At 67.6% G+C, this 13,920-nt stretch carries 15 protein-coding genes; 11 read left to right on the forward strand and 4 right to left on the reverse strand.

The window, feature by feature from the left end; genetic code table 11:
• Nucleotides 1-27: 27 nt before the first annotated feature.
• Entirely contained in the window at nucleotides 28-1,170 is a 1,143-nt protein-coding gene (locus JT689_RS04100; RefSeq protein ID WP_205251601.1) for an acyl-CoA dehydrogenase, read from the reverse strand.
• A gap of 134 nt (nucleotides 1,171-1,304) precedes the next feature.
• On the opposite strand from JT689_RS04100, the gene JT689_RS04105 reads away from it, so the two are divergent.
• A complete protein-coding gene (locus JT689_RS04105; RefSeq protein WP_205251602.1) occupies nucleotides 1,305-2,348 on the forward strand; it encodes a phytoene/squalene synthase family protein in 1,044 nt (347 codons plus the stop codon).
• Between the two features lie 26 nt (nucleotides 2,349-2,374).
• Here the strand turns inward: JT689_RS04105 and JT689_RS04110 are convergent, their stop codons facing one another.
• Entirely contained in the window at nucleotides 2,375-3,235 is an 861-nt protein-coding gene (locus JT689_RS04110; RefSeq protein ID WP_205251603.1) for a 3-hydroxyacyl-CoA dehydrogenase NAD-binding domain-containing protein, read from the reverse strand.
• An 85-nt stretch (nucleotides 3,236-3,320) separates the two neighbouring features.
• On the opposite strand from JT689_RS04110, the gene JT689_RS04115 reads away from it, so the two are divergent.
• The 9 genes from JT689_RS04115 to JT689_RS04155 all read left to right on the forward strand — a co-directional run bounded on the left by JT689_RS04115 (nucleotide 3,321) and on the right by JT689_RS04155 (nucleotide 11,817).
• Nucleotides 3,321-4,007 (forward strand): helix-hairpin-helix domain-containing protein, encoded by a 687-nt coding sequence (locus JT689_RS04115; RefSeq protein ID WP_229373401.1) that lies wholly within the window; start codon nucleotides 3,321-3,323, stop codon nucleotides 4,005-4,007.
• A gap of 98 nt (nucleotides 4,008-4,105) precedes the next feature.
• A complete protein-coding gene (fba1, locus tag JT689_RS04120; RefSeq protein ID WP_010902472.1) occupies nucleotides 4,106-4,897 on the forward strand; it encodes a class I fructose-bisphosphate aldolase in 792 nt (263 codons plus the stop codon).
• On the forward strand, nucleotides 4,897-5,760 hold the full coding sequence (locus JT689_RS04125) for a class 1 fructose-1,6-bisphosphatase (RefSeq protein ID WP_205251605.1): 864 nt from the start codon (nucleotides 4,897-4,899) through the stop codon (nucleotides 5,758-5,760). The genes fba1 and JT689_RS04125 overlap by 1 nt, the downstream gene beginning before the upstream one ends.
• A gap of 25 nt (nucleotides 5,761-5,785) precedes the next feature.
• Nucleotides 5,786-6,475: an SOS response-associated peptidase gene (locus tag JT689_RS04130; protein ID WP_010902474.1), complete on the forward strand. Its 690-nt coding sequence runs from the start codon at nucleotides 5,786-5,788 to the stop codon at nucleotides 6,473-6,475.
• Nucleotides 6,476-6,877: 402 nt separating this feature from the next.
• The gene (locus JT689_RS04135; protein WP_229373402.1) at nucleotides 6,878-7,648 is read left to right on the forward strand and encodes an ArsR family transcriptional regulator; all 771 of its coding nucleotides are present in this window, start codon (nucleotides 6,878-6,880) and stop codon (nucleotides 7,646-7,648) included.
• 58 nt (nucleotides 7,649-7,706) lie between these two features.
• Entirely contained in the window at nucleotides 7,707-8,570 is an 864-nt protein-coding gene (locus JT689_RS04140; RefSeq protein WP_010902476.1) for an ABC transporter ATP-binding protein, read from the forward strand.
• On the forward strand, nucleotides 8,567-10,306 hold the full coding sequence (locus JT689_RS04145; protein ID WP_136361097.1) for an ABC transporter permease subunit: 1,740 nt from the start codon (nucleotides 8,567-8,569) through the stop codon (nucleotides 10,304-10,306). Before JT689_RS04140 ends, JT689_RS04145 begins: the two co-directional genes overlap by 4 nt.
• On the forward strand, nucleotides 10,299-11,348 hold the full coding sequence (locus JT689_RS04150; protein WP_205251607.1) for an ABC transporter permease: 1,050 nt from the start codon (nucleotides 10,299-10,301) through the stop codon (nucleotides 11,346-11,348). The genes JT689_RS04145 and JT689_RS04150 overlap by 8 nt, the downstream gene beginning before the upstream one ends.
• A gap of 52 nt (nucleotides 11,349-11,400) precedes the next feature.
• Nucleotides 11,401-11,817: a DUF123 domain-containing protein gene (locus JT689_RS04155; RefSeq protein WP_010902479.1), complete on the forward strand. Its 417-nt coding sequence runs from the start codon at nucleotides 11,401-11,403 to the stop codon at nucleotides 11,815-11,817.
• Nucleotides 11,818-11,966: 149 nt separating this feature from the next.
• Here JT689_RS04155 and JT689_RS04160 read toward each other — a convergent pair whose 3' ends face one another.
• The gene (locus JT689_RS04160; RefSeq protein WP_205251608.1) at nucleotides 11,967-13,244 is read right to left on the reverse strand and encodes an RNA-guided endonuclease TnpB family protein; all 1,278 of its coding nucleotides are present in this window, start codon (nucleotides 13,242-13,244) and stop codon (nucleotides 11,967-11,969) included.
• Entirely contained in the window at nucleotides 13,241-13,396 is a 156-nt protein-coding gene (locus JT689_RS04165) for a DUF2080 family transposase-associated protein (RefSeq protein WP_205251609.1), read from the reverse strand. The genes JT689_RS04160 and JT689_RS04165 overlap by 4 nt, the downstream gene beginning before the upstream one ends.
• Nucleotides 13,397-13,449: 53 nt before the next feature.
• Here JT689_RS04165 and tnpA point away from each other — a divergent pair, with 53 nt between their 5' ends.
• Nucleotides 13,450-13,848: an IS200/IS605 family transposase gene (tnpA, locus tag JT689_RS04170; protein WP_205251610.1), complete on the forward strand. Its 399-nt coding sequence runs from the start codon at nucleotides 13,450-13,452 to the stop codon at nucleotides 13,846-13,848.
• Nucleotides 13,849-13,920 lie beyond the last annotated feature (72 nt).

The following is a 13,920-nucleotide window of genomic DNA, read 5'->3' on the forward strand; positions in this document are numbered from 1 at the left end:
CGCCGGCAAAAACGAGGTGGGTTCGGGCTATTCGAGGAGCTCGTTCGCGATCGTGTTCCGGAGGATCTCCGACGTCCCCTCGTAGATCTCGTTGAGCTTCGCGTCCCGGTAGTACCGCTCCGCGTCGAAGTCCTTGGTGTAGCCGTAGCCGCCGTGGATCTGGATGCCCTCGTTGGCGACCTCCCGGGAGATCTCCGAGGCGTACAGCTTCGCCTGTGCGGCCTCCTTGATGAACGACTCCCCGCGGATCTTCAGGTCCGCGGCCTTGTGCATCAGCAGCTCCGCGGCCTGGAGTTTGGTGTCCATGTCCGCCAGCTTGTGCTGGATGGTCTGGAAGTCGCTGATCGCCTGCCCGAACTGGTCGCGGTCCTGTGCGTACTCCCGGGCGTCGTCGAGCGCCGCGCGAGCCAGGCCCACCGACCGCGCCGCGATCGTGATGCGGCCGCCGTTCAGCGTCTCCAGGGCGTGTTTGAACCCGTCGCCCTCCTCGCCGAGCAGGCGGTCGGCGGGCACCCGCATGTCGTCGAACCGGAGCTCCGCCGTGGGGCAGCCCTTGTCGCCGAGTTTGTCCTCGGTGCCCGCCACGATGAACCCGTCGTCCTCGGCGGGCCGCACGATGAACGACGAGATGCCGCGGTGGCCGGCGTCGGGGTCGGTCTTCGCGAACACCGTCACCGTGTCCGCGACGCTGCCGTTGGAGATCCAGAGCTTCTCCCCGGAGATGACGTACGCGTCGCCGTCGCGCTGTGCGGTGGTCTCCATGGCCGGCACGTCGGAGCCCGCGCCGGCCTCCGAGAGCGCGAACGCGCCGATGTCGTCGCCGCGACTGAGCGGCGCGAGGTAGTCGTGTTTCTGGTCGTCGCTGCCGTACTCGTAGACCATGTTCCCCGCGAGGCTCGTGTGCGCGGCCACGACCGTCCCCAGCCCGCCGCTGCCGCGCGCGATCTCCGACAGCGCGGTGGCGTACGTGTGGTAGTCGAGGCCGGCGCCGTCGTACTCCTCGGGGAACGGCATCCCCATCAGTCCCAGATCGCTCATCTCCGCGACCAGGTCGGCGGGGAACTCGTCGGTCTTATCGATGGTAGCGGCCCGCGGTTTGACTTCTTCGTCGACGAACTCCGCGACCATCTCCGCGATCTGGTCGTGTTCGGCGGAGCGCGTGAAATCCATGTGGTATGCTTTGTCGGTCTGCCCTTTACTGTTGGCATCCCGGAACCCCATCGCGGGGCGCGATGATCGCAGTGGGCGACGGGTCGACGCCCCAACCTCTTTTGTATTCCCCCACCCTAGCCCGACCACGAGTGATGGACGGCCGTCAGTCCCACCAGCCGACCGCGTCGGACCGCGAGTGGTGCCACAGCGCGGTACAGGACGTTTCACGTACGTTTGCGCTCACCATCGACGCCCTCGAAGAGCCGATGGCGACGCGCATCTGCGTTGGCTACCTCCTGTGCCGGGTTGCCGACACCGTCGAGGACGCCACCGCGATGCCGCCCACCGAACAAGCACAGCTCTTGGAGACGTATGACGCCGCGCTCGATCCCGACTGCGGGACGACCGTCGCGGAGTTCCAGGCCGCCGTCGGCGACCACGTCCCCAGCGAGCCGAACGCCGATTGGCGCGTCGTCGCCAACACCACCCGCGTCGTCTCCGCGTTCGAGTCCCTGGACGACGCCGCCAAGGCCGCGATCCGGCCGACGGTCCGGGAGATGGCCACCGGGATGGCGTCGTTCGTACAGCGGTACGCCGACGCCGGCGGGCTCCGCATCCAATCACCAACCGAGCTCGAAGAGTACTGCTGGTACGTCGCCGGCACCGTCGGCGAACTCGTCACGGAGCTGCTGGCCCGCGACGCGCCCAGCGACGCCGCCGCCGCCATGCGCGAGAACGCGCGGTCGTTCGCGTTGCTGTTGCAGCTCGTGAACGTCGCCAAAGACGTCCGCCCGGACTACGAGGAGGAGAACAACGTCTACCTGCCACAGGAGTGGCTCGACGACCACGACCTCGCCCCGGAAGACGTCGCCGACCCCGAACACGCGGGCCGCGTGGCCTCCGTCGTCGAGCGCGTCACCGACCGCGCCCGCGGCTACGTCGCCGACGCCCAGCGCTGGCTTGAGGTCATGCCGACCAGCCAGGGCAACACGTTCGCCGCGTGGGCGGTGCCGTTCCTGCTTGCGGTCGGCACGATGCGGGAGCTCGGGAACCGGCCCGCCGACGTCGTCCGCGAGGGGGACGTGAAAGTCGACCGCGAGGAAGTGCACGCCGTCATCGGCCTGGTCGCCGACGATTTCGACCGCAGCGCCATCGACAGCGTGCGCGAACGGATCGCGACCGAGTCGCTGTCCTGACCCGCGGCGCTGTCTGAGTGCCCGACTCAGTCGTACGTGTAGAAGCCCGCACCGGTCTTCTTCCCGAGGTCGCCGGCGTCGACCTTTCGCTGCAGCAGGTACGCGGGCTTGTACCGGTCGCCGAGCTCCTCGTGGAGTGTTTCGCTGGCGTCCAGGCAGACGTCGAGGCCGATGTGGTCGGCGAGCTCCAGGGGTCCCATGGGGACGTTGGTGCCGAGTTTCATTCCGGTGTCGATGTCGTCCTTGCTGGCCACTCCTTCGTCGAACGCCCGGACGCCCTCGTTGATCCACGGCATCAGGATGCGGTTGGTGACGAAGCCGGGTTTGTCGTCGGACTCCCAGGTCTCCTTGTCGAGGTCCTCGGCGAGGGCGTGGGCGAACGCCACCACGTCGGCGTCGGTTTTCTCGCCGACGACGACCTCGACGCCGGTCATGATCGGGACCGGGTTCATGAAGTGCAGGCCAACGACGCGGGACGCCCGATCGGTGACCGACGCGATGGTGGTGATCGACAGCGTGGACGTGTTCGTCGCCAACACCACGTCCTCGGGCAGGGCGTCGTCGAGGTCGCGGAAGATGTCCTGCTTGACCTCCATGTCCTCGACGGCGGCCTCGATGACGACGTCGCAGTCGGCGAGCTCCGCGAGGTCGGTCGTGCCCGTGATGCGGTCGACGATGGCGTCGGCGTCGGCCTCGCTCAGGTCGTCGTTCGAGACGAAGCGGTCGAGCGAGGATTCGATGCTGTCGAAGCCGGCGTCGACGTACTCCTGTTCGATGTCGCGCATCACGACCGTGTAGCCGGCGGTCGCCGCGACTTGCGCGATTCCGGCGCCCATGGTGCCCGCGCCAACAACGCCGATCGTCTCCGTGTCTGCGAGTGATCGCATGGGCGGTGGTGGGTGCGGCCGGAACCTAAGCGTGCCGGAAACGTGGAAACACTCAAGCAGCTTCAGTTGCACCTTCGATGCAACTGTGTCCGCCCCTGACTTGCGGGCGCGCCTCCGCGAGCTTCGGTTCGTCGGGCCGTCGACAGCCGACGCGCTGGCGGCCGCGGACGTGGTGCCAGCGGACATCACCGGGAAACGCGTTTCGCACGCACAGCTCGTCGAGTATGGCGTCAATCCGGGTGTGGCGGCGCGGATCCGCCGCGAGCACTCCCTGCAGTGGTCGTTCGAGGGCGGCGCGGACCTCGATCAGCGGGCCGAGCAGGTCCGCGGGTTGCAGGACGACGAGCGCCAGTGGGTCGCCGCGAGCTACGGCGTGGACGCCGAGGCCGACGGGAGCGGGGACGCGGCGGCCGCGGAGTCGGACTGGCAGGCGGCCGCGGTCGCCGGTGGCGGGGGTGGTTCACCCCCCGAGCAGACCGACACGTCGGACGCCGCGGACGAGGAAGCGGCGTGGCGCGAGGGGGCGTGGCCCACCGGCGACGCGGACGACGCCGCCGAGCGCGGGGAGGCGGCGTGGCAGGAGGCGTCAGCGCCGACGCCGGTGACAGCGCTCCGGGCCGTCGACGACGACGCGGCGGCGCTGCTGGCGAGCGCCGGGATCACCTCCGTGCGCAGCCTGGCGACCGCCCACGTCGACCAGGTCGCGGACTCCCTGGGCGTGTCGAGTGACCGCGTGCGCGCGCTCCGGGACGCCGCCCGCGACCGCCTCTAAACGTTCACTCGGAACAGAGTTAAAACGCCGTACGGGGCGGCTGCCGGCGGGCGCACAGAGGGTTAGACTCTTAACGCTCTCAATCGGAGTGTGTCGTGATGCGACCCTTCGAGGACTCACCGATCTCCCGCGACGGCAAGGTACTGATTCTGGCGTACGACCACGGCCTCGAACACGGTCCGGTCGACTTCGAGGCAGTGCCAGCCACCAAAGACCCCGAAGCCGTCTGGGATGTCGCGACCCACGACGCCGTCTCCGCGATGGCCGCCCAGAAGGGCATCGCCGAAGCCTACTACCCCTCCTACAGCGACGACGTGAACCTCCTGGCGAAGCTCAACGGCACCTCGAACCTCTGGATGGGCGAGCCCGACTCCGCCGTGAACTGGACGGTCGACTACGCCGCCGACGTCGGCGCGGACGCCGTCGGGTTCACGCTGTACGGCGGCTCCAACAGCGAAGTCGAGATGGCCGAGGAGTTCCGGGACGCCCAGGAAGCCGCCCGCGACCACGACCTCCCCGTGGTGATGTGGTCGTACCCCCGCGGCCAGGGCCTCAAAAACGACAAGAACCCGGACACCATCGCGTACGCCGCCCGCCAAGCCCTGGAGTTGGGCGCCGACATCGCGAAGGTCAAATACCCCGGCAGCACCGACGCGATGTCCCACGCTGTCGACATGGCCGGCCCGACCAACGTCGTGATGTCGGGGGGCTCCAAGACCAGCGACCGCGACTTCCTCGAATCCGTGAAGGGCGCAATCGACGCCGGCGCGTCCGGGCTCGCGGTCGGCCGGAACGTCTGGCAGCGCGAGCACCCCGCGGCGTTCCTCGACGGCCTGGAAGCCGTCGTCTACGAGGAAGCCAGCGTCGACGAGGCGCTCGGACGCATCTGATGGCCGACGTCATCGACGCCGTCTTCGATGCGATCGCGGACGCCGCCCCCGAGGTCCGTGCGGGGCTGCCCGACCACCGCGCGACCCGTGACGACCAGAACGCCTCCGGAGACACCCAACTGGAGGCCGACGTGTGGGCCGACGACCTGCTGTTCGACCGCACCGAGTCCATCGAGGGCGTGAACTGGTACGCCAGCGAGGAGCGTGACGCCGTCGTCACGGTGGGCGACGCCGAAGGCGGGTACGCCGTCGCACTCGACCCCCTTGACGGCTCCTCGAACGTGAAATCCAACAACCCCTGTGGCACCGTCGTCGGCATCTACGACCAGCCGCTGCCCGCGCCCGGCTCCAGCCTCGTCGCCGCCGGGTTCGTCCTCTACGGACCCACGACCACCATGGTCGTCGCGCGCGACGACACCGTCCGGGAGTCTCTCGTCTCCGAGACGGGGGCCACAACCGATCTCGGCCCCGTCGAGTTGCCGGCCGAACCCACCGTCTACGGGTTCGGCGGCCGGGTCCCCGACTGGACGCCGGCGTTCGAGTCGTTCGTCCGGGACGTTGAGGACGACCTGAAGCTGCGCTACGGCGGCGCGATGATCGCCGACGTGAACCAGGTGCTGGTCTACGGCGGCGTGTTCGGCTACCCCGGCCTGGAGTCCGCGCCGGACGGAAAGCTCCGCGCGCAGTTCGAGGCACTGCCGATCGCGTACATCGTCGAAACAGCCGGCGGCGCGTCCTCGGACGGCACCCAGTCGCTGCTGGACGTGGCACCGACACGCCTCCACGAGCGCACGCCCACGTTCGTCGGCACCGACGACGTGATCGCGGCCCTCGACGCGGCGCTTCCCGACCACACGAATTAACCGCCATCGGCACCTCCACTCCCACATGTGTGGCCGGTACGCGCTGTTTTCTACCCCCGAGACGCTGCGCGAAACGTTCGGGCTGACGACCGCCCCCGTCGAGCCGACGTACAACGCCGCGCCCAGCCAATCGCTGCCCGTGATTCTGGACACTGAACCGACGGAAACGGTGCGCGCGCGGTGGGGACTGGTGCCGTCGTGGTCCGACGGCCCGCAGTCGGCACCCGACCCGATCAACGCGCGCGCCGAGACGCTCACCGAGACGCGACACTTCCAGGCGGCCTACGAACACCGGCGGTGTCTCGTGCCGGTCGACGGGTTCTACGAGTGGCGCGACGAAGACGGCGCGACGGTCCCGTATTTCGTGTCTCGAACCGACGGCGCGCCGTTCCTGCTGGCGGGGCTGTGGGAGACGTGGACGCCCGAGCAAACCCAGACCGGCCTGGGCGAGTTCACGGGCGACGACGGTCCCAGTCGCGACCCCGAGACAGTGCGGTCGTTCACCGTCGTGACGACGCAGCCCAACGCGTTCCTCGCGGACTACCACCACCGGATGGCGGTGGTGCTCACACCCGCCCAGGGTCAGCGGTGGCTGACCGACGACGATCCAACGGACCTGTTCACGCCGGGCGCGTTCGACCTCCAGGCCTGGCGGGTTTCGACGGCGGTCAACGACCCGACAGTCGACCGGCCGGCGCTCGTCGAGCCGGCGTGAACAGGCGACGTGACGCGCGGTAGCGGAGCGACCGGTAATGAATAGTGGCCCGGGGGTCGAACGCTCGGGCAGCCGATGGCCGCCGTCCAGCCTGGGGCAGTACTGGCGGCGAGCCGGCGACCACGCCCCACCGACGTGGCGCTGGACAAGTGGGGGACTGGATCGCCGTGTCGGGCGTGGTCGGTGGCTGGAGCGTGTCGGGCACCCCGGTAGCCGGCGTTCGAACCGGCTCGGAGCGTGTCAGAGGCACAGCCGGTGCGTGCGCACCAGCAACTGTACACACGGCCGGTGAATGCTTTACCCTACGTGTTGCCGAGACGTGCAGTCGTCACGCATCACAGATAACTATAACGGTCGTTTATGTGGAAGACGTTTTCACGCAACGCCACTAGTGTAGAAACGATGCCGGCACCCGACTCGCTGTTCCAGCTGCTCGCGCAGCGCGCCGACCTCATGCGGGCAGTCCGAGACGCCACCACCACGACGAAGCCGGAGCTCGCTGACACGCTGCCCGTCTCCCGGTCGACGGTCGACCGCGCCGTTCGTGAACTGGAGGCCCACACCCTGCTTGAGCGCGCCGGTCAGGTGTCGCTCACGCTCAAGGGCCGACTCGCGTTGCGCAGTTACGAATCGTTCGCCGCCGACATCGACGGCCTGGACGCGGCTGACGCCGCCCTCGCGACGGTCCCGGCCGACGCCCGCATGGACACCGTCCTGTTCCGGGACGCGACGGTGGTCAACGCCACGTCGGTTGCGCCCCAGCGCGCCACCGAGGCCTACCGGTCGCTGCTCGCCGACGCCACGCGCATCGAGGGGTACGCGAGCGCCGTCCTCGACAGCGTCGTGTCGACGCTCCGCGAGCGCATCCGTGCGGGCGAGCTGCAGGTTTCGCTGGTGTTACACCCCGACGTGTTGGACGCGCTCATCGCCACACACGGCGACAGCGTCACTGACGCGCTGCGCACCGACGCACTCACGCTGCGTGAAGCCACGACCACACTCCCGTACAGCCTGTTCACCCTCGACACCACAGCCACCACGTACGCCTGTGGGCTGTTCTACGACGACACCGGCCACACCAGCCTCGTCCACACCGACGACGCCCAGGCTGTGGCGTGGGCCGACCGCGTGACGGCAGACCTGCGAGCCGACGCCACCACCCTCCCGAAATGACGACGACACGCCGCGGTGGCACCCCAATGCTCAAATCACCACCGTTCCATCTACCGGTATGATCTCCGTGCAACGCCTAGAAAAACGGTACGGCGGCGTCACCGCCGTGGACGGCGTCTCCTTCGACGTCGGTGCCGGGGAAGTCTTCGGACTCGTCGGCCCCAACGGAGCCGGCAAGACCTCCACGCTGAAGATGCTCTGTGGGCTCGTTGAGCCGTCCGCCGGCGACATCACCGTCAACGGGTTCGACGCCGGCGACACGGCGATGCGCCGCACCCTCGGGTTCCTGCCAGAGGAGTCGCCGCTGTACGACGAAATGACGCCCCGGAGCTATCTACGGTTTTTCGCGGATCTCTACGACGTGGACCGGGCGACCGCAAACGAGCGCATCGAGGCCGCCCTCGATCGCCTCGACCTCGACGCCCGTGACCGTCCCGTCGGCGACTTCTCGAAGGGCATGACCCGGAAGGTCGCGATCGCGCGCTCGCTGGTCAACGACCCCGACGTGCTGGTGTACGACGAACCCGCAAGCGGACTCGATCCGCTCACGACGAACACCGTCATCGAGTTCACCCGCGAGCTCGCCGCCGACGGCAAGACGATCGTGTTCAGCGCCCACGACCTCCATCACGTCGAAAGCGTCTGTGACCGCGTCGCCATCATGCGGGACGGACAGTTCGCCGCCACCGGCACGCTGGCCGACATCCGCGACGAACACGGCGAGGTCTCCTATCGGGTGTTCACCGACGTCGACGTCGACGACGCCCGGCCGTCTAATGGCCGCTACGTCACCACCGTCGATTCGATGGCCGACGTCGACGCGATCCGGGCTGCGGCCGCCGACGCCGGCGGCGGCGTGGTCGACATCCGAACCGACGAGTCCACACTCGAAGACGTCTTCCTCGACGTGACCGGCGCATGAAGGCGGGAAACGTCCTGCGGATCGCCCGCTGGGAGACCACGCGAAGCGCCACCAGCCTCGACCGCGAGACTGCGATCGCGTTCGTCGTCGTGGCGGTTGCGTTGGCCGCCATCGTGCCCGCGGTCGTCACCACCGGCCCCACGCCCGGGGAGGGGATCTACCGGATCGGCGTCGACGACGACAGCCCGTACGCCGATGTCGCCGCCAGCGACCCGCAACTCGCCGCCGTGCAGCCCGGCAGCGACGCCGATGTCACGGTCTCCCCGGTCGGCATCCAGTACGCCGACACCGCGAAAGGCCGGGCGGCGCTGTCCACGCTTCGATCCGCCACCGTCGCGTACAACGACGCCGTCATGGCGGACGAACCGGACCAGGCCGCCGCGTTCCCCGTGGTCGTGTCGCTCACGTACCGGCCACAGTCGATCGACGTGACCAGCGCACAAGCCGACACTGACGGTGCCGGATCCTCCACCACTGGTGGCGACGGCGGCCGGACCGACACGCCGTCCACTGACGACGGGGCCACGGGCACGTCACCGACGGCGGGCGCCTCCGGCGGCGGGCTGAGCGGACTGCTCGGACAAGCCCAGTCCGGCACGCCGTCGTCGATCTCGCCGCCGTTCCCGCTGCAGTCGCTCGTGTTCGCGTTCGCGTTCCTGTTGCCGTTGAACATCGTGATCCAGGCGTACGGCTCCAGCGTGCTCGCCGAACGCATCGACCGCCGGGGCGAGCCGCTGCTCGTGGCTCCGGTCTCGCGGGGCGACATCGTCGCCGGCAAGACGCTGCCGTACTTCGCGGGCGCGATCGCGCTCGTCTCCGTGATCGCCGCCGCAACGGGCGCGGGCGTGCTCGCGGTGCTCGCCGTCGCGCCGCTGGCCGCGCTGTTCCTCGCGGCGACGTTCCTCGGCGCGATGTTCGCGCGCTCGTACAAGGAGCTCACGTTCGTCACGGTCGCCGTGAGCGTCGCGCTCACCACGTACGCGTTCGTGCCCGCCGTCTTCGCGGAAGTCAACCAGATCGCCGCCATCTCCCCGCTCACCGTGGTCGTCGACTCGATCACCGACAGCGGCGTGAGTACCGGCCAGTTCGTGCTCTCGACTGCGCCGCCGGGGCTGGCAGCGTTCGTGCTGTTCGGCCTGGGGACGGGCGTCTACCGCGAGGAGGACATGTTCACCCAGCTGCCGATCCCGTCGAAGCTGCTGGACGCGCTCGCCGCGCCGCTGGCGACCCCGCGGCGGGCCGGGGTCTGGACGGCGCTGTTCCTCCCGTTCGTGCTCGTCGCCGAGCTGTTCGCCGTTGCCCTGCTGTTCGTCGCGCCCGTCTCGCTGTCCATCCCGGTGTTGCTGGGGGCCATCGCGGTCATCGAGGAAGTCGCGAAAAGCATCCACGTGTTCGCGGCCTTCGAGCGCGGCCAGTACCGACGCAGCTTCCGGACCGCGCTGGCGGTCGGAGCCGCCTCCGGCGTCGGGTTCTTCGTCGCCGAGAAGGCGCTGCTCGTCACGCAGCTGGTCGGGCTTCCCGGGTTGGACATCGGGCGGGCGGCGTTCGCGCCCGCGCTCCGGGGTGCGTCCCCCGGGCTGTTACTGGTGGCTCCGCTGGTGTGGCACGTCGTGACGGCCGCCATCTCGGCGGTCGGCGCCGCCAGATCACGGCTCGCGTACGTGGGCGCGCTCGCCGCCGCCATCGGTGTGCACCTCGCGTACAACATCGCCGTGGTGGTGATCGCCCTTGGGTAACCCACGCGTCGTCCTCGCGCGGCGCACCCTCGGGTCGCTGCGCTCGGAGAAAACCATCGTTCTCGCGCTCGTCATCCAGCTGTTCATCGCTGGGTTCTCGTCGTTCCTGGTCGTGGGACTGGTGTCGCTTTACGACCCGGGGACCACCAACGGCGACGCGCTCACGGTGTCGGTCGGCGTCACCGGAAACGCGTCAAGCGACGTTGCGGCCACCATCGCCGACGACGACAGCCGCAGCGTCGTTCCGTACCCGTCGCAGGCCGCCGCGAGCGCTGCCTTCCAGCGCGGCGATGTCCAGGCGCTCGTTCACGCCACCAGGCAACCGGGCGGGCGCATCCTGGCCGCGGCCACAGCGCCGGAGGGGTCGTTTCGAACCACACTGGTGGTCACGGAGCTGAAGGGCGCGCTGTCCACCCTGGAGCGCGAGCGCCGCGCCGACCTCGACCACCGTCTGGAGCGGACGCCGGTCGACCTGCCCCCCGACGAACGATCCAACCCGTACTTCTCGTTCACGTACACCGTGCTGTTGCCGCTGTTGGCGTTCCTGCCGGCGTTCATCTCCGGGAGCGTGATGGCCGACTCGATGGCCGAGGAACTCGAACGCGACACGCTCTCGTTGCTGCGGGTCGCGCCGCTGTCGCTGCCCGAGATCGTCGACGGGAAAGCGATCGCGCTGGTCGGGCTGGCACCGGCACAGGTCGCGCTCTGGCTCCTGTTGCTGTGGCTCAACGGCACGCACATCGCCAACCCGCTGGCGCTGCTCGCGCTCGTCGCGGGCGTCGCTGCCGTGCTCGTCGCCACCGGCGCGGCGCTCGCGCTCCGCGTCGGGGCGCGCCGCGAAGCCCAGCTGCTGTACTCGTTCGTTGCGCTGGCGGTGTTCGGTGTCGCCAGCCTGCTCCCACAGAGCCCCCAGAACCTCATCGCGCGGCTGGCAGTCGACAGCCCCACCACGCTCACGTGGGGGCTGCTGGGCGTGGCCCTGACCATCGCAGCGGCGTCGTACACCGGACTCCGGTGGCTCGCGGGGGGCGCAGAGACGTAGCCGCGCGCCGGAAACCACAACACAGAATCGGACGCCGCACCGACGGTCGTGCATGCAGCCCGGCACGTACACCCTCCTGGTGGCGCTCGACGACGCGCCATCCATCACGTTCGGCGCGGCCGGCACCCGCAGCCTCGACGCCGGCTGGTACGCCTACACCGGCTCCGCGTTCGGCCCGGGCGGCCTCACTCGCGTGCAGCGACACCGCGAACTCGCCGCCGGGGAGCGCGACGCCCGCCACTGGCACATCGACTACCTGCTCGGCCACCCGGCAGCGAGCGTCGACGCGGTCTACGCCACCACACACGACGACGTGGAGTGTGCGACCGCGCGCCTGCTCGCCGACGACGCCACGCCCGTTCCCGGACTGGGCGCGTCGGACTGCACCTGTGAGACACATCTGGTTTTCGCGCCCACCCGTGACGCGCTCGCCCAGCGCCTGGCGGAGATCCACGACACGTCGCTGTGAGCGGCTGTCGCCGTGTGCCAGCCCGGCTCGTGGCCGGTCACTCGGCGGGCTCGTCGAGAAACGTTTGGAACTCGAGGGTCCGTCCGTCGGGGTCCACGGCGAAAAACTGGTGAACCGCCTCGGGGTCAAGCCCCGAGGCTTCCCGTGGATTAGTCGGACACTCCCACGCGACCATCGGCTTGATAGCCTCGAACGGTCAGGTGGGTCACGGTCGGGGCGTCCACGGCCCCCGATGCCTGCCGTCGCACCTTCCTGACGGTGGGAAGGTTGTTGAGAGCAGGCACATTCCAGTCTTGATGCTTCTTGATGCCTTTCACGGCGATATTGATGCTTGCACCTCGGTCGCTGTGGTCTTGATGAGAACACGACCGGCAGTTGAACCGCTTCTTGTTGCGGTTCGCACGTTCCGTATGGCCACACAGCGGACACCGCTGGCTCGTGTACTCGGGGTTAATGCACGCTGTCGGGATACCCTCGAACGACGCCTTGTACGACGTATAGAACTGAAGAGCGCGGAACGGGAGGTGGTGCAAGCGTCGGTTCATCCGCGTACCGTAGTCGATACTATCGCGCATCTCTTTGAGGTCTTCAAAGACGACGCACGGCATCTCGAACTGACGACTCCACTCCACGATGTGCCGGGATACTTTGTGGAGTCGGTCGCGGACGAACCGTTCTTCGCGCCCTTCCAGAGTATCGTGGATACTGTTCTTTCCCGCGTTCTGGACACGTTTCCGTATCGTGAAGTAGCGGTGACGCTTGAACTTGATTTCGGGGAAGTCGATAACCAACGTGTCCTCGACGCCATCCTCAGAGAGAGCGGTGAGAGCCACGTTGTCCTCGTTCACGTCCACACCTACGACTGTTCGTGAGTCGTGCTTGTGTCGAACGGTCTGCTCGGTATTGGTGACGTTAACGTGCAACTCGGGATTGTCGTTGTGGAACAAGGCTTCCGCCGTCCCAACCTTCCACTCGTCGCTCGTGAGTGCAGTCTTGAGAATGTCGAGGTGAGCATCACTCCCTTCGAGGACGCCCGTGACGTGCTTGTAGGGTTTCGCGCTGATACGGAAGGCTACGTCGCCGTCGTCGGTGAGCGACAGACTGTATCCCTCCTCGTAGTTCGCACGAAGCGGGTATTCACCGTCTTTGGTGTGACTCGGCTGGCCGAAGTCGTCGTACTCGTAGTAGTTCTCCATCGCGCCGAGTGCTTTGGCAACGACGCGCTGTGTTGTGTTCTTCACGAGGTTGGCGTCATCAGCCACGCGGTCGGGGATGGCGTTCCAGTCCACGCCTTCTTTAGCGAGGCGGATGGTTTCGTTGTACACCGACCGCGCTTCGAGCGTGGCGGCGTACAGCAGACCCTCGTTGTCACTCTGGATATTGAGTTGGAAATCCAGTGTCTTGACAAGAGTCTGTTCGGTGGTCATTCTTCGTCTTGTTCGGTGGGTTCTGAGGTTCGGACGATTTTCACGTCAGCCCCACGCCAGCGTTTCGGAACGGTGACGTGGGCACTGTTCCCGAACGGTTTGACCTCGCCGTCGAGAACTTCCTCGCCGTCGATTTCAAAGCGATTCGCCATACTCACGTATATCCTTTGGATATACTTAACTGTGTTGGTGGAGTGGGTTCGATATGGGTGAAAAGCGTTCGAATCACACAGTGTACAACGTCAACTACCACTTCGTGTGGTGTCCAAAATATCGTCACTCAGTTCTCGAACCCATCGAGGATTCGCTGGAAGCGAGTTTCCGCAACGTGTGCGACGAGTACGGCTACGAGATACTATCGCTCCACATCTCACCAGACCACGTACACCTGTTCCTGACAGCCCATCCGAAGCACGCGCCGAGCGAGATTGTGCGAACGGTCAAGAGCATCACGGCGCGGGAGATGTGGGAACAGCACGAATCGTACTTGGAAAAATATCTATGGGGTGGTGGGTTCTGGGAGCAGTCGTACTACATCGGAACAGCGGGCGAGGTATCCACGGAGACGATTGAACGGTATATCGAACGAACAGAACACGTCTAAGTGTCGGCTTCACCTCGGGGTCAAGCCCCGATGCACTCGCCTTGTTCATCTGTAGAACGACACGACGCGCTC

It is taken from the genome of Halobacterium sp. GSL-19 (assembly GCF_016917855.1).
Classification (GTDB): domain Archaea; phylum Halobacteriota; class Halobacteria; order Halobacteriales; family Halobacteriaceae; genus Halobacterium; species Halobacterium salinarum.

Coding starts and splice junctions, on each gene's coding strand:
- JT689_RS04100 (WP_205251601.1), bottom strand. CDS start 1,170: ATGGATTTCACGCGCTCCGCCGAACACGACCAGATCGCGGAGATGGTC.
- JT689_RS04105 (WP_205251602.1), top strand. CDS start 1,305: ATGGACGGCCGTCAGTCCCACCAGCCGACCGCGTCGGACCGCGAGTGG.
- JT689_RS04110 (WP_205251603.1), bottom strand. CDS start 3,235: ATGCGATCACTCGCAGACACGGAGACGATCGGCGTTGTTGGCGCGGGC.
- fba1 (WP_010902472.1), top strand. CDS start 4,106: ATGCGACCCTTCGAGGACTCACCGATCTCCCGCGACGGCAAGGTACTG.
- JT689_RS04125 (WP_205251605.1), top strand. CDS start 4,897: ATGGCCGACGTCATCGACGCCGTCTTCGATGCGATCGCGGACGCCGCC.
- JT689_RS04130 (WP_010902474.1), top strand. CDS start 5,786: ATGTGTGGCCGGTACGCGCTGTTTTCTACCCCCGAGACGCTGCGCGAA.
- JT689_RS04135 (WP_229373402.1), top strand. CDS start 6,878: ATGCCGGCACCCGACTCGCTGTTCCAGCTGCTCGCGCAGCGCGCCGAC.
- JT689_RS04140 (WP_010902476.1), top strand. CDS start 7,707: ATGATCTCCGTGCAACGCCTAGAAAAACGGTACGGCGGCGTCACCGCC.
- JT689_RS04145 (WP_136361097.1), top strand. CDS start 8,567: ATGAAGGCGGGAAACGTCCTGCGGATCGCCCGCTGGGAGACCACGCGA.
- JT689_RS04155 (WP_010902479.1), top strand. CDS start 11,401: ATGCAGCCCGGCACGTACACCCTCCTGGTGGCGCTCGACGACGCGCCA.
- JT689_RS04160 (WP_205251608.1), bottom strand. CDS start 13,244: ATGACCACCGAACAGACTCTTGTCAAGACACTGGATTTCCAACTCAAT.
- JT689_RS04165 (WP_205251609.1), bottom strand. CDS start 13,396: ATGGCGAATCGCTTTGAAATCGACGGCGAGGAAGTTCTCGACGGCGAG.
- tnpA (WP_205251610.1), top strand. CDS start 13,450: ATGGGTGAAAAGCGTTCGAATCACACAGTGTACAACGTCAACTACCAC.